The following is a 14,067-nucleotide window of genomic DNA, read 5'->3' as shown; positions in this document are numbered from 1 at the left end:
GTCAGCGGCGTCCGCCGCCACCCCCTCCGCCACCACCGCCGGCGGAACCTCCACCGAAACCACCGCCCGAGGAGAACCCGCTTCCCGAGCCACTGGTGTTCTCGGGGTGCGTGTACTTCCGTACCCCTTTGTCCCAGCGGTCGAGGAAGCGGTGGTCCCGGAAGTACGGCGGGGCTGGCCGCAGGTGCCCGTGACCGGAGGCGACGAGCCGGTCGATCTCCTCGCTGGGCAGGCCCACTGCCAACTCCCACGAGGGGGAGCCGGCCACCGACAACGGACCGCCCGAGACCGTGTCCCGCTTGGCCTCACCGAGCAGTTCGCGCACCCGGCGGCCCTTGGCGTTGAACGACCCCATGCCCAGGATCGCGATCGACGCGACCGCGTACGCGATCAGGAGCAGCCCGACGTAGACGCCGCCCTGGGCGGGGAAGTCGGCGCCGAGGAACATGATGATGACTCCGGCGACCGCGCACACGACCGGGAGCAGGACACGGCCCAGGGCGTAGACGACCGGATGGGAGCGCAGTCCCAGGGAGTTCCCCTCGTCGTACATCTTGCGGCCGAGTTCGCCCGACAGGCTCCGGGGCGGGGACTCCGCGAGCGTGGCGAGGTCGAAGCCGGTTCCCTCGGCGAAGAGGTGGCGGACCAACTCCTGCTCGGGCGCGCTCATGTTGGGGTCCTGGGGTTCGGTCCGAAGGTGGAAGACCCAGTCGCCGGGAGTGGTCGGGTGGGGTTCGGAGGCCACCAGCCCGCGTTCCTCCAGTTGCGTCAGCATGACGAGGATGTCGCGGGAATCGGCCCCGCCCGTCGACCGGTGCACGGCGTGCGCGGTCGCCGCTCCGAACCCTTCGGGAATCTCGGTGAAGCGGGCACGGGCCGCCCGGTCGGAGCGGGTCCGGTGCCAGAGCATGAGCGGCACCACCGCGACGACGACTACCGCGAGGCCGATGACCAACGGGCCGACCACCCAGTGCGCCCGGGTCTGCCAGACCGAATCAGTGGTGTCCACCACCCCCTTGGGCATGGATACGGCACCGGTGACGATCTCGCTCCGCGCGAGTCGGGGTTCCTCGATCCGAGCCGTCCCACCATCGTCGCCGGATTCCGTACAGGGGTCCTCGGAACCGTCGAAGCCCCTGTAGCAGGAGAAGTCGATGATCTCCGGCGCGGTCACCTCGACCGAAACGTTCTCGATGGGAACGTCCCACTCGGGCCCGACGAAGTTCCAGTAGAACTCGTCGTGCCCGTCTCCGGCCAGGAGGGATCCCACCAATGTGTAGGAGAGCTCGTAGGTCTGCTCGCCCTTCACATGGGTATCGGGGGCGTCCTCCCGACCGACGAGCACGACGAAGTCCTCACCCTCCACGCCCGCGAAGTCGAGGTGGGTCTCGGCGCCGGTGGGGCTGGAGACCTCCAGGTCCTGGATCCGCACGACCCGTTCCCGGTTCCACTCCTGGTCCAGCACGACCGGGATGTTCCGGGAGATCCCGGGGCTGTCCTCGTCACCGAAGTCGTAGGTGATCGTCTCGGTGACGTCGACCGTCCCGTCCTCGTGGACCATCGCTTCCGTGCGGTACTCGGTGATCCGGTCGTCCGGGGGCGGCGAGTCTTCGGCGTGAGCGGGTGCGCAGGGGAGGGCCACGAACGCCGTGGCCAGAACGGCCGCCCCGACGGAGCGGGTCGTGGATCGGGTGTGCTCCATGGCGTGCACTTTAGGAGACGAACGATCTCCGGATGTGACGGCCCCCTGGCCGGGTACGGCCTTTTCCACTACCGGCCGTGCGGCATCATGGTGCCGCACGGTGCGGAACGCGAGTGGGGAGCGGTCATGACGGAGCGGATCGAGTGGGTGCCCGCGCTGGACCACCCTGAACTGATGGCCGAGCCGGTACGCAAGGCGGTGACCCGGTTCGACGGGTCGGTCCGTGCCGGGGCGATCGATCCGGAGGTCGCGGACACGGCGGCCTTCTGCGAGCGCTACGGGCAGACCCTGGACACCAGCGCCAACTGTGTGGTGCTGGCGGCCAAGCGGGGTGGCGAAATCGAATACGCCGCCTGCATGGTCCTGGCCACACAACGGGCCGACGTCAACGGGGTGCTGCGCAAGCACCTGGGCGCGCGTAAGGCGTCCTTCGCCCCGATGGACGAGGCGACCGAGATGACCGGCATGGAGTACGGCGGCATCACCCCGTTCGGGCTGCCGGAGGGTTGGCCGGTCCTGGTGGACAAGGCCGTCCACGACACCCCCTGGGTGGTCGTGGGCAGTGGCCTGCGCCGATCCAAGCTGCGGGTCCCCGGCCCGCTGCTGGCGGAGTTGCCCGGGGCCGAGGTCTTGTCGTTGACGCGGTAGTCGCCATCAGTCGATTTGTCGACAAAACCATCTGTGGTTAAGGCGCGGCCCAGGTCGATTTCGACCCGGGCCGCGTTGGTTTGTCGATACGTCGCTCTTTCGCCAGGTCGACATGGCCACACGGCGACTTCTCGATATGCCTACAGCGGGGCGGCATGCCCCCTAGGTTGTTGCAGGAGCACACCGCAACAGAAGGGGTCTCGACAGTCATGGGGGACGGGACCGGCGAGGACGGGCAGGTCGTACTTCGTGGCGTGACCGAACCCGCTTCGGACCAGGCGTGGTTTTGGAACCCGGAATGGCGATCGGGAGAGCGGGAGGCCGACGGGCAGCTCGCCACCGGTCGAACCGAGGAGTTCGAGAGCGCGAAGTCGATGTTCGACGCTCTTGACCGGTGAGGTGGACAAGCACCTTGGGGGCAAGGACATTGCATGACATCGCAGCCATACCGGACCCGCTGGACCGAGCCCGCGCGGCTTCCGCCGCCATGACCAGCTTGCAAGGGCAGGGTGTGGAGCTCTCACGTATCCGCCGGGGAGCCATCACCGAGGCTCAACAGGGCGGGATGAGGCAGGAAGACATCGCCCGGCACTTGGGCGTATCCCCGGGCCGTGTATCTCAGATGAAGAAGGCGGGCGGCGAAGAGCCCGTACACAAGGCCCCGTCCGGCTACCGGGGCCGATTTCTGTCCTGATGACTTTCCCGCACGCACTGTACCCGGGGATACGGCGGCTGTGTAGACGATCCCGACCCCACTGGGCCGTTCCACATCAAGGGTTTCAGGGCATTGCCAGGTGCGAGCGCAGCCGATCCGGAGCAGGAGGCACAGCGATGCCCATGGGGAACCCGTCGTATCTTCACTTCCGTAAGTCCAGCTACAGCCAGCCCACTGGCAACTGTGTGGAGGTCGCCGACCTTCCTGGTGGGGCCGCTGTGCGGGACACGCAGGACGGAAAGAACGGTCACCTCTACTTCTCCGCTGCGGAGTGGGCCGCGCTGGTGTCCAGCGTGCGCCTGTAGTGGACGAGCATTCAGGGATCAGGGCACCTTGGATCCTCAGCGGGTGGGGCGGCGGAAGCGGTACCACTTGGGGTTGGTCCGGTTCATCGGCCAGCCGAGACCATCAGTGGAAGCGTTCTCCACGTCGGCCAGCTCCCACTCGGGAAACCCTGCCTCGACCTCCGCTCGCGACACCCCTTCGACCATGCGCCGATAGATCGATGGGCCGAAGGCGAGCATCAGCAGGGTGGCGTCAGGAGCAGCCAACGCCGTGACTCCCCTTCCCTGGGCGGCACGCTGGTTCGCGTCGAGGCCCTGGAAGCAACCGACGTCGAGAAACAGCTCGAACTCACCACCGAGGTCCGCCGACTCCAGGTCGGTCGCGTCTCCGACGACGTAGGTGGCCCCGTCCGGATCCTTCTCGCGGGCGGCCTCGATCGCGGCGGGGACGAGGTCGACGCCGGTGGTCTGCCAGCCGTGGTTGACGAGTTCGGGGGTGAACTGCCCACGTCCGCAACCGATGTCGAGAGCGCGACCGGGGCTTTCGCGTTCTGCGGACTCGCGTTCGAGCCAGGAACGAAGCTGCGCCCCCGCGGCGGGACCGTAGCGCTCCCAGGGGGTGAAACCAAGACGGTACATCCGCGCGTAGTCGGTCATGGATCCACGGTAAGTCGGCTTCCCAAGACAGAGAAGGCGACCCGCACCTTCTAAGGAAAGCACTGGTGGGGCGCGCTCGCACAGACACGCCCCTATTTACTGACCGATCGGTCTGTAATACTGTTCCCGCAGACCCACCGTTCGAGGAGAGGACCGTCAGGTGTCCGAAGTACTGGAGAGCTACGCCCAGGGATCGTGGTTCACCCCCACGGACGAGGGCTCACCCTTGGCCGACGCGAACACCGGCGAGACCGTCGCCCGCATCTCGAAGAACGGTCCCGACGTCGCCGGAATGGTCGAGTACGCGCGCACCGTGGGCGGCCCGGCCCTGCGAGAACTCACGTTCCACCAGCGGGCCAACATCCTCAAGGAACTCGCCAAGCACCTCATGGGGTACAAGGACGAGTTCTACGCGCTCTCCCACCGCACCGGCGCGACCGCCCGCGACACCATGGTCGACGTCGACGGTGGCTTCGGCACCCTCTTCAGCTTCTCCAGCAAGGGCCGCCGTGAACTCCCCAACGCGAAGGTCATCCTGGACGGCCCTCTCGAACAGTTGAGCAAGGGCGGCACCTTCGTCGCCCAGCACGTCTACACCTCCCGCCCGGGTGTGGCCGTGCAGATCAACGCCTTCAACTTCCCCGTCTGGGGCATGTTGGAGAAGCTCGCCCCCGCCTTCATCGCGGGCCTGCCCAGCATCGTCAAACCCGCTGGCCAGACCTCCTACCTGACGGTGGCCGTGGTCAAGCGGATGGTGGAATCCGGACTGCTGCCCGAGGGTTCGCTCCAACTCCTGGTGGGCAGCCACCGCGGCCTGCTCGACGACCTGGGCCCGCAGGACATCGTCGGGTTCACCGGCTCGGCGTCCACCGGCACGATCCTGCGCAACCACCCGAACGTGGTCAGCGGCGGAGTCCAACTGAACGTGGAGGCCGACTCCCTCAACTGCTCGATCCTGGGCCCCGACGTCAAGCCCGAAGACCCCGAGTTCGACCTGTACGTCAAGCAGGTCGTCACCGAGATGACCGTCAAGGCGGGCCAGAAGTGCACGGCCATCCGCCGCGTCATCGTCCCGACGTCGATGGCCGAAGCCGTCACCGAGGCCCTCATCGGCCGGCTCTCCAAGGTGAAGGTCGGCGCCGCCGACAACCCCGACGTGCGCATGGGCGCCCTGGTCTCGCAGGACCAGCGCGAGGAGGTCCGCAAGGCGGTCAAGGCGCTGCGCACCTCCAGCGAACTGGTGTTCGGTGACCCGGAGCGCGTCGAGGTGACCGGAGCCGACGCCGAGTCCGGCGCGTTCATGTCGCCGATCCTGCTTCGCGCCGAGCCCGGCGCGAAGGAACCGCACGACGTGGAGGCCTTCGGCCCGGTCAGCACGATCATCACCTACGACACCGTGGGCGAGGCCGTGGAACTGGCCGCACGCGGCCAGGGCAGCCTGGTCGGTTCGCTGGTCACCAACGACGAGGACGTGGCCCGCGAGGTCGTCCTGGGCACGGCCCCCTGGCACGGCCGCATCCTGGTGCTCAACCGCGACGACGCCAAGGAGTCCACCGGCCACGGTTCCCCGCTGCCCGTCCTGGTGCACGGTGGCCCCGGCCGCGCCGGCGGCGGCGAAGAACTGGGCGGTGTGCGCGGCGTCAAGCACCACATGCAGCGCACCGCGATCCAGGGCTCCCCGGACATGCTCACCGCGATCACCGGTCACTGGACCACGGGCTCGCGCCGAGCCATCGGTGACGTGCACCCGTTCCGCAAGGACCTCACCGAGCTGCGGATCGGCGACACCATCGCGTCGGCCGAACGCACCGTGACCCGCGCGGACATCGACCACTTCGCGGAGTTCACCGGGGACACGTTCTACGCGCACACCGATGAGGAGGCCGCGGCCGCCAACCCGCTGTTCGGCGGGATCGTGGCGCACGGCTACCTGGTGGTGTCGCTGGCCGCCGGTCTGTTCGTCGACCCGGCACCGGGCCCGGTGCTCGCCAACTTCGGCGTCGACCACCTGCGCTTCCTCACCCCGGTGAAGGAGGACGCGGTCATCAAGGTGACGCTGACCGCCAAGCAGATCACCCCGCGCACCAACGCCGACTACGGCGAGGTGCGCTGGGACGCGGTCGTCACCGACCAGAACGACGAGGCCGTCGCCACCTACGACGTCCTCACCCTGGTCGCCAAGGGCGACGAGTAGCCGAAGGGACAAGTCGCCGAATCGCCATGTAGCCGAGTCGACAGAACGACAGAGCGACAGGACGACTGAACGACACACGCCGACGCCCCCGGTCCGAGCACACGCTCGGTCCGGGGGCGCTGTCATGCTGGGGATCTCGACGAAGGGGGAGCGACGTGCGTGAACGTGACCGACGGGTCCCGCCCCGGCGCACCACCACACTGCGGGTGAGCGAGGACTTCCACGCCCCGGTGGAGCGGGTGTTCGCGCTGATCATCAGCGAGGCCGGGTTCCTGGACGCCATGCCTCCCGGCGTGGAGGCCCTGAAGTGGCCCGAACCGTTCGAGGCCGGTGGCGCCCTGAACCTGCGCTGGGGCACGGCCGGGCTCTACCCGGTGCGCTGGAACGCCGTGATCGACACTTTCGAAGCGGGGCGTTCGTTCAGCGACCTCCAGGTACGTGGACCGCTCCGGTATTGGCGGCACACCCACCGGGTCGAGCCGTACGGATCGGGCACCCGGCACACCGACGTGGTCGAGTTCTCCACCGGTCTGGGCCCGCTGGGCGACCTGGCCATGGCCACCGCGCTCCGTGGCGCGTTCGGCCCACGCCTACGCGGGATGCGCGCCACCCTCGAAGACCATCGGGCATGAGAAGCGCCCCGTGGGTGCCGACTCCCCCGGGGCGCTTCCGTTCGGTGTCACCCCTTATAGGCGGGCGATGGCCTTGGCCGGGGCCTCCATGGCGTCGGCGACCACGCGCATGAAGCCCGCGGCCGCGCCACCGTCGCAGACCCGGTGGTCGAAGGCGAAGGACAGCTGCGTGATCTTGCGGACCGTCAGCTCCCCGTCGACGACCCACGGACGGTCGATGACGCGACCGAGCCCGAGGATCGCCACCTGGGGGTGGTTGATGATCGCGGCGCTGCCGTCCACCCGCAGCGAACCGTAGTTGTTGAGGGTGAACGTGCCTCCGGTCAGTTGGGCCGGGGTGGCCTTGCCCTCGCGGGCCCGCCGGGAGAGCTCCTTGATCTCGGTGTCCAGTTCGGCGGTGGTGAGCCGGTGCGCGCCCATGACGGCCGGGGCGACCAGGCCGCGGTCGGTCTGGACGGCCAGGCCCAGGTTGACCCCGTCGTACTGGACGAGTTCCTCACGCTCGGTGTCCACCAGGCCGTTGAGCTCCGGGTGGGCTCGCAGACCGGCCAGGACGAAGCGGGCGACGTAGGCGAGCAGGCCGGGACCCTCCGGGTCGGACCTGCGTAGACGCACCAGTTCGGTGGCGTCCACGTCCACCCACACGGTCGCCTCGGGGATCTCCTGACGACTGCGGGAGAGAGAAGCGGCCACAGACCTGCGGAACGCGCCCATCGGTACCCGCCGAGACTCGGTCAGACCGGTGCGGGTGTCGACCGCACCCGGGGCCACCGGGGCCACCGAGGCCGGGGTGGGATCGGGAGCGGGAGGGTGGACCGCGATCGGGGCGGACGGAGCCGGAGCGGTGGTGATGGCACCGGCCGCCTCGATCGCGGAGCGTACGTCCCGACGGGTGATGAGCCCGCCGGGCCCGCTGCCCTGGACGTCGGCCACGCGGAGCCCGGACTCCCGGGCCATCTGACGGACCAGGGGAGAGGTCACCAACGGGACCCGCCGGGTCGGGACCGGGGTCGGTGTCGCGGCCGGGGCCTGGGTCGCGGGCCGGGGTCCCGGCACCGGTGCCCGATCGCGGGGGCGGCGACGTCGGCCGGAGGTCTGTGCTTCGGGGGTGCCGTAACCGATGAGGACGTTGCCCGAACCCGAGCCGGCGCGTTCCTCCTCGCGGTAGCGCTCACCCGCGGTGTCGGCGGCCGTGCCGGGTGCGGCAGCGCCCGAGTCCGCACCGGAGTCCACGGTGATGAGCGGTTTGCCGACCGCCATCACCTCGCCCTCCTGACCGTGCAGGACGGTGACCGTCCCGGCGTAGGGGGAGGGGACCTCGACGATCGACTTGGCGGTCTCCACCTCGGCGATCGGCTGGTCGAGGGTGACGGTGTCACCGACGGCGACCAGCCACCGGACCACTTCGGCCTCGGTCAGGCCCTCTCCGAGGTCGGGGAGGTCGAAGTTCTGGGCGGTCACTGGTCCTCCCACTGCAGGTCGTCGACGGCGTCGAGGATGCGGTCCACGCCGGGCAGTTGGTACCGCTCCAGCTTGGGCGGGGGGAAGGGGATGTCGAAGCCGGTGACGCGGCGGACCGGGGCGGCCAGGGAGTGGAAGCAGCGCTCGGTGACCCTGGCGACGATCTCGGACGCCACGCTGGCGTATCCGCTCGCCTCGGCGATCACGACGGCGCGACCGGTGGAGCGCACGGCGGCGCACACGGTCTCGTCGTCGAAGGGAACAGGGGAGCGCACGTCCACGACCTGGAGGCTGCGCCCCTCCTGCGCGGCGGCCTCGGCGGCCTCCAGCGCGGTGGGCACGGACGGTCCGTAGGCGATGAGCGTGGCGTCGGTGCCCTCACGTCGGATGACGGCCTTGCCCATGGCGGGCGGCGCGGGGTGGTCGAAGTCCACCTCCTCCTTGGCCCAGTAGAGCTTCTTGGGTTCCATGAACACGACGGGGTCGGGGGAGGCGATGGCTTCGCGCAGCAGGTGGTAGGCGTCCTCGGGGGTGGCCGGGGTGACGACCTTCAGACCGGGGGTGTGGGCGTAGTAGGCCTCGGAGGAGTCGCAGTGGTGTTCGACGCCACCGATACCACCGGCGAAGGGCACCCGGATGACGATGGGCAGGCCGACCCGACCGCGGGTGCGGTTACGGGTCTTGGCCACGTGGCTGACGATCTGTTCGAAGGCCGGGTAGGCGAACGCGTCGAACTGCATCTCCACGACCGGGCGCATGCCGTTCATCGCCATGCCCACGGCCATGCCGACGATGCCGGACTCGGCCAGCGGGGTGTCGAAGCAGCGGTCCTCGCCGAACTCGGCGGTCAGCCCGTCGGTGATGCGGAAGACACCGCCGAGCGGGCCGACGTCCTCACCGAACACGTAGACCGAGGGGTCCTCGGTGAGGGAGTCGCGCAGCGCCCGGTTGAGCGCCTGCGCCATGGAGAGCTTCTCGGTCGCCATGTCAGTTGCCCTCTCTGCTCAGTTCGTCGGCCAGGAAGGCGGCCTGCTCGTTCAGCTGTGGGGTGGGGTCGGCGAACACGTGCGCGAACAGTTCGGCGGGCTCGGGGTCGGTATCCTTCGCGACGCCCTCGCGCATGTGGGCGGCGACGGCCTCGGCGGCCTCGGTGATCTCGGCCTGCTTCGCCTTGGTGAGCACCCGCTTGCGCTTGAGGTACTTCTCCATGCGCGTCAACGGGTCGCGCTCCACCCACGGGTCGACCTCGCCGCTGTCGCGGTAGCGGGTGTCGTCATCGGCGTTGGTGTGCGCCTGCATCCGGTAGGTGTGCGCCTCGACCAACCGGGGACCTCCTCCGGACCGGGCGGACTCGGCGGCGCGTTCCAGGACGGCGAGGACCGCGGCCGTGTCGTTGCCGTCGACCCGCTCGCCCTGGACGCCGTAGCCGACACCCTTGTGGGCGAGGGAGGGCGCGGCGCTCTGCCTGGCCAAAGGCACGGAGATGGCGTACTCGTTGTTCTGCACGAAGAACACGACCGGGGCCTTGAACACGGCGGCGAAGTTCAGCGCCTCGTGGAAGTCGCCCTCGCTGGTGGCGCCGTCGCCGCACAGCGCCATGACGACGGTGTCCTCCCCGCGAAGGCGCGCGGCGTGGGCGACGCCGACGGCGTGCAGGAGCTGGGTGGCCAGCGGAGTGGCCTGGGGCGCGACGTTGTGCGCGTAGGGGTCGTAACCGGCGTGCCAGTCGCCCTTGAGGAGAGTGAGGACCTCGACGGCGTCGACTCCGCGCGCGATGACGGCGGCGGTGTCACGGTAGGTCGGAAAGAGCCAGTCACCGTCGGCCAGTGCGAGCGCGGCACCGGTCTGGCAGGCCTCCTGCCCGTGGGAGGAGGGGTAGACGGCGAGGCGGCCCTGGCGGACGAGGGCACCGGCCTGGTCGTTGACCCTGCGGCCGATCACCAGGGAGGTGTACGCCTCCAAGAGACGCCGGTTGTCGGGCATCGCGAGTCCGGAGCCGTCGACCGGGGTTCCGGTCTCGTCGAGCAGCTGTAGCGGCCGCTCGGAGGGGAGTAGGCCCTGGTGTTCAGCCATGCTGCAACCTCCTGGTGCGCGGAAGATCTGTATGCAGACATGGTGCTGTTTCCGGCCATCTGTTCGCTACAAACCGGACAGAATCGAGAAAATGTCATGAGGAAAGGGTCAATCAGTGGCAAAAGGTCTGAACATGTGACCCAGGACACGACCGCTCGTGGACATGTGGCCCACGACTCAGGGTCGGGTGACCCTCGCCCCACGTGTCGACCCATCGATTCGTCCCCACCTCGACTCGTCGCCGAACCGACACCCGGCGGGCCCACCGCGCCGCCATTCGGGTGCCCGGGCGTCGTTAGCATGTACCGGTGCGGCGGACGGCCTGACCTGCGAGACGCCGCCGTGAACCGGACAACGCCAGGGCTACCAGAGGGAAACCAGACCGTGAGCGACGAGCGCGAGAACCTGACCTACGAGCTCTTCGGCACCGCCATCCGCGAGATGGCCCAGACGATCGCCGACGACGGGTACGAACCCGACATCATCCTGTCCATCGCACGCGGCGGCCTGTTCGTCGCCGGTGGTCTGGGTTATGCCATGGACGTCAAGAACCTGCACGTGATGAACGTGGAGTTCTACACCGGCGTCGGCACCACCCTCGACATGCCCGTCATGCTGCCCCCGGTCCCCAACGTGGTCGACCTGAGCAACAAGAAGGTCCTGGTGGCCGACGACGTCGCCGACACCGGCAAGACCCTCAAGCTCGTGCACGACTTCTGCTCCACACACGTCGCCGAGGTGCGCAGCGCGGTCATCTACGAGAAGCCGCAGTCGCTGATCAAGTGCGAGTACGTGTGGAAGCACACCGACCGCTGGATCAACTTCCCCTGGTCCGTGCTGCCTCCGGTGGTCGAGCGCCCCGACCAGGTTCGCGACGCCTGACCGACGCGTCCGGCACCGGGCGGAACAGGATCCGTGCCATGGCCGCGAGCATCGCGACGCCCAGCAGGACCATCGCCACGGCCACCGGCACCTGCCAGGCCTCGGGCAGGTACAGCGGCAGGTGCCAGGAACGGTTCCGGGTACCGACCAACGCGCCGAACAGCGAAGCCACGCCCTGGTAGATCGGCAGCCAGAAGGTCAGTCCCAGGACCGCCAGTGCGGTGCCGGCACGACTCGACATTCCGTCCAGGTCGCGTTCGAGGCGGGTGAGGAATCCCCGTTCCTCCTCGCCCTCGTTCTCGCCCTCGTGGGAGGACTCGGGTTCGGTCCGCTCCACGCTCCTGCCCGCGGTCGCGTCCCACCCCCAGCGCAACGTGCCGAGCAGTTCCGGCCCGCGACGCTCCAGTCGTCGGTGGGCCGCCCGGCCCAGCCCCCAACCGAGCAGCACCCCTTCGAGCACACCCACCGCGATCGCGACCGGGAACAGGTGCGGGGCGTCGGTGAGGACCGCCAGTGCGGTCAACGCGGCGGGCGGGGCGCAGGAGACCAACAGGATCGGGAAGAGCAGGGTGAACTGGCCCGACGGATCACCCGCCGCCAAGGGGTTTCCTCCATGCCGGTGCGGTTCGGGTCCGGGGGCCGGCCACACCACCGCGAACAGCACGCTCCACCCCACGCTCGCGCCGATCATCGTGGGAAGCAGGGCGGCCACCCACGGCCATGCCCAGTCCTGCCCGGTGAACAGGATCCCGCCCACCGTCACCAGGACCGACGCGGGCACGAAGACCAACAGCCAGGCCAGCTGGCGCCCCCGTACGTCCCGACGTTCGGCGCCGGGGACGAGGAGGGTCTGCCACAGGGCGCTGCCGTCCAGGGCATAGACGTTCAGTGACATCAGACCGGCCAGGGCGACCATGATCAGTCCGGCCAACGGCACCATGAAGGTCAAGCCCGCGGACAGCCCCAGCGCGCACACCAGCACGCCCGTCCACAGGGCCATCCGCAGTTCCAGGGCGCGCCTGGGGTCCTGACCCCAGGTGCGCAGCTCACGGCCGACCACCGCGCCCATCGGGCCGGAGGGCAGTAGTCGCAGCAGCGCCCCGCCGACGCCTCGACCCCGACGCGTGGGGGAGGTGGTCGGGCCCGCCAACCGTTCACGGACGAACACGCCCCACACCACGAGCAGCACGACCGCGAGGGCGGCGGTGCCGGCCAGAGCCCCGAAGGCCTGCGCGTAGGAGCCCTCACCCGCGGCCCGCACGGCGAACAGGCCCCATCCGGAGGGCAGGGCGAGCGCCGCCGTGGAGTACGGAGCGGCGACCCCCTCGTTCCACAGCAGGGCGAAGACGTCGGTGTGCCGGGACACCGCCTGGTAGATCATGAAGATCGAGAACCCCGCGGCGAGCACGGCGGAGTTCTGGATGGCGCTGACCTCGATCCCGATCCGGGTGCGCATCGCCCTTCCCGTGGCCGCCGTGGCCACTCGGGAACACAGGACGATCACGACCACCGTCAGCGGGATCGCGACCACCGCGACCAGGGCGGCGCCGACCCCGAATCGGATCGCCAGGGTGAACAACGACAGGGCGGCCACCGTGGTGACCGGGACCGTGACCCCGACACACGACGAGGCGAGCAGTCCCACCATGAGGGTCCGCGAGGGAACGGGCTCCAGGGCGAAGTACTCCGGGCGCAGCGTCTCGTCCCCGCCGCCGCTGGTGGGTCCGACCACCCAGCAGACGAACCACACGGCGAGGATCACCGCCAGCAGACCGACCACGGCCTCCATCGGGGCGAACACCGACACCAGGACGGTGCCGATCGCCAACGCGAGGCCGATGATCCCACCGATGGTCCGGCGCGCTCCGGAACCGTTGCGCAGGATCGCGAGCTTCATGCCGACCATCACGCCAACCATGCGAACCCCTTCAACGGTTCCGGGGCGCCCACCAGTTCAACGAAGGCCTCCTCCAGGTCACCGTGCGCGCCTCGGACCTCGTCGATGGGCCCGGAGGCCAGGACCCGCCCCCGGGCGATCACCCCCACGTGATCGCAGACCTGTTCCACCAGGGCCATGACGTGACTGGAGATGATCACCGACCCACCGCTCTCGGTGAAGGAGCGCAGGATGCCCCTGATGACGGTGGCGGAGACGGGGTCGACCGCCTCGAACGGCTCGTCGAGGACCAGCAGGCGCGGCGCGTGGATCAGCGCCCCGGCCAGCCCGATCTTCTTCCGCATCCCGGCCGAGTACTCGATGATCAGGGTGTTCTCGGCCTCGTCCAGGCCCAGGCCGGTGAGCAGGTCGTCGACCCGTTCCCGAACCTGTTTCCTGGCCAGGCCGCGCAGCCTGGCCAGGTAGGTGAGCAGTTCTCGGCCGGTGAGACGTTCGGGCATGGCCATGCCGTCCGGCAGGACGCCGATCATCGACTTGGCTCGCACGGGGTCGGACCACACGTCGGCGCCGAAGACCCGGGCGCCGCCGGAGTCCGGCCGCAGCAGGCCCACGGCCATGGTCAGGGAGGTGGTCTTGCCCGCCCCGTTGGGCCCCACGAGCCCGTAGAAGGAGCCGCGGGGGACGGTGAGACCGACATGGTCGACGGCCAGTGTGTCGCCGAAACGCTTACGGAGGTCGTACAGCTCGAAGGCCGGAGTCTGGGTGGACATGCACACCTCGGGGGGGTCGTCGGTGTTCTGGTCGCCGGCGCTTCCGATCGTCGGTGACCTCGACGCTACCGAGGGGTACGGATCAGCGGTGTCCTCCGGCCGGGGCCGTGACGACCTCCGCGTGTCCTCCGTTCGGAGGACGGCGTCCGGGC

At 69.4% G+C, this 14,067-nt stretch carries 13 protein-coding genes; 6 read left to right on the top strand and 7 right to left on the bottom strand.

All coding sequences use genetic code 11. The annotated features are described in order from the left end of the window. Nucleotide 1: 1 nt before the first annotated feature. A complete protein-coding gene (locus BQ8420_RS32105; protein ID WP_087103362.1) occupies nt 2-1,702 on the bottom strand; it encodes a DUF2207 domain-containing protein in 1,701 nt (566 codons plus the stop codon). Nucleotides 1,703-1,828: 126 nt separating this feature from the next. On the opposite strand from BQ8420_RS32105, the gene BQ8420_RS29170 reads away from it, so the two are divergent. From BQ8420_RS29170 to BQ8420_RS29155, 3 genes are all read left to right on the top strand, one after another. Continuing rightward, a complete protein-coding gene (locus BQ8420_RS29170; RefSeq protein ID WP_087103395.1) occupies nt 1,829-2,350 on the top strand; it encodes a YbaK/EbsC family protein in 522 nt (173 codons plus the stop codon). A gap of 209 nt (nt 2,351-2,559) precedes the next feature. Further along, entirely contained in the window at nt 2,560-2,748 is a 189-nt protein-coding gene (locus tag BQ8420_RS29165; protein ID WP_200816143.1) for a hypothetical protein, read from the top strand. 439 nt (nt 2,749-3,187) lie between these two features. Beyond that, nucleotides 3,188-3,370 (top strand): DUF397 domain-containing protein, encoded by a 183-nt coding sequence (locus BQ8420_RS29155; protein WP_087103392.1) that lies wholly within the window; start codon nt 3,188-3,190, stop codon nt 3,368-3,370. A 36-nt stretch (nt 3,371-3,406) separates the two neighbouring features. Here BQ8420_RS29155 and BQ8420_RS29150 read toward each other — a convergent pair whose 3' ends face one another. Continuing rightward, nucleotides 3,407-4,006 (bottom strand): bifunctional 2-polyprenyl-6-hydroxyphenol methylase/3-demethylubiquinol 3-O-methyltransferase UbiG, encoded by a 600-nt coding sequence (locus BQ8420_RS29150; protein WP_235006557.1) that lies wholly within the window; start codon nt 4,004-4,006, stop codon nt 3,407-3,409. 160 nt (nt 4,007-4,166) lie between these two features. On the opposite strand from BQ8420_RS29150, the gene paaZ reads away from it, so the two are divergent. Together paaZ and BQ8420_RS29140 are read left to right on the top strand one after the other, a co-directional pair. Next, nucleotides 4,167-6,200 carry a phenylacetic acid degradation bifunctional protein PaaZ gene (gene paaZ / locus BQ8420_RS29145; RefSeq protein WP_087103360.1) on the top strand — a complete coding sequence of 678 codons (2,034 nt, stop codon included), beginning with the start codon at nt 4,167-4,169 and terminating at the stop codon, nt 6,198-6,200. A 155-nt stretch (nt 6,201-6,355) separates the two neighbouring features. Continuing rightward, a complete protein-coding gene (locus BQ8420_RS29140; RefSeq protein WP_087103358.1) occupies nt 6,356-6,832 on the top strand; it encodes an SRPBCC family protein in 477 nt (158 codons plus the stop codon). Nucleotides 6,833-6,886: 54 nt separating this feature from the next. Here BQ8420_RS29140 and BQ8420_RS29135 read toward each other — a convergent pair whose 3' ends face one another. Genes BQ8420_RS29135 through pdhA form a run of 3 tightly spaced genes read right to left on the bottom strand, consistent with a single transcriptional unit; the run spans nt 6,887 to nt 10,366 of the window. Next, nucleotides 6,887-8,293 (bottom strand): dihydrolipoamide acetyltransferase family protein, encoded by a 1,407-nt coding sequence (locus BQ8420_RS29135; RefSeq protein WP_087103356.1) that lies wholly within the window; start codon nt 8,291-8,293, stop codon nt 6,887-6,889. After that, a complete protein-coding gene (locus tag BQ8420_RS29130) occupies nt 8,290-9,279 on the bottom strand; it encodes an alpha-ketoacid dehydrogenase subunit beta (RefSeq protein ID WP_087103354.1) in 990 nt (329 codons plus the stop codon). The genes BQ8420_RS29135 and BQ8420_RS29130 overlap by 4 nt, the downstream gene beginning before the upstream one ends. Before the next feature lies 1 nt (nt 9,280). Beyond that, nucleotides 9,281-10,366, bottom strand: coding sequence for a pyruvate dehydrogenase (acetyl-transferring) E1 component subunit alpha (gene pdhA / locus BQ8420_RS29125; RefSeq protein WP_087103352.1), 1,086 nt, complete (start codon nt 10,364-10,366; stop codon nt 9,281-9,283). Nucleotides 10,367-10,750: 384 nt separating this feature from the next. Between pdhA and BQ8420_RS29120 the strand changes: the two genes are divergently transcribed. Beyond that, on the top strand, nt 10,751-11,248 hold the full coding sequence (locus BQ8420_RS29120; protein ID WP_087103350.1) for a phosphoribosyltransferase: 498 nt from the start codon (nt 10,751-10,753) through the stop codon (nt 11,246-11,248). Here the strand turns inward: BQ8420_RS29120 and BQ8420_RS29115 are convergent. Together BQ8420_RS29115 and BQ8420_RS29110 are read right to left on the bottom strand one after the other, a co-directional pair. Next, a complete protein-coding gene (locus BQ8420_RS29115) occupies nt 11,184-13,166 on the bottom strand; it encodes a hypothetical protein (RefSeq protein WP_235006556.1) in 1,983 nt (660 codons plus the stop codon). The two genes, BQ8420_RS29120 and BQ8420_RS29115, sit on opposite strands and share 65 nt — an antisense overlap. Continuing rightward, nucleotides 13,154-13,915 carry an ABC transporter ATP-binding protein gene (locus tag BQ8420_RS29110; protein WP_087103347.1) on the bottom strand — a complete coding sequence of 254 codons (762 nt, stop codon included), beginning with the start codon at nt 13,913-13,915 and terminating at the stop codon, nt 13,154-13,156. Before BQ8420_RS29110 ends, BQ8420_RS29115 begins: the two co-directional genes overlap by 13 nt. Nucleotides 13,916-14,067 lie beyond the last annotated feature (152 nt).

Source organism: Nocardiopsis sp. JB363 (assembly GCF_900143625.1).
Classification (GTDB): Bacteria; Actinomycetota; Actinomycetes; order Streptosporangiales; family Streptosporangiaceae; genus Nocardiopsis.
Note: the sequence above shows the minus strand (reverse complement) of the source record. Positions and strands in the feature narration are given on the sequence as shown.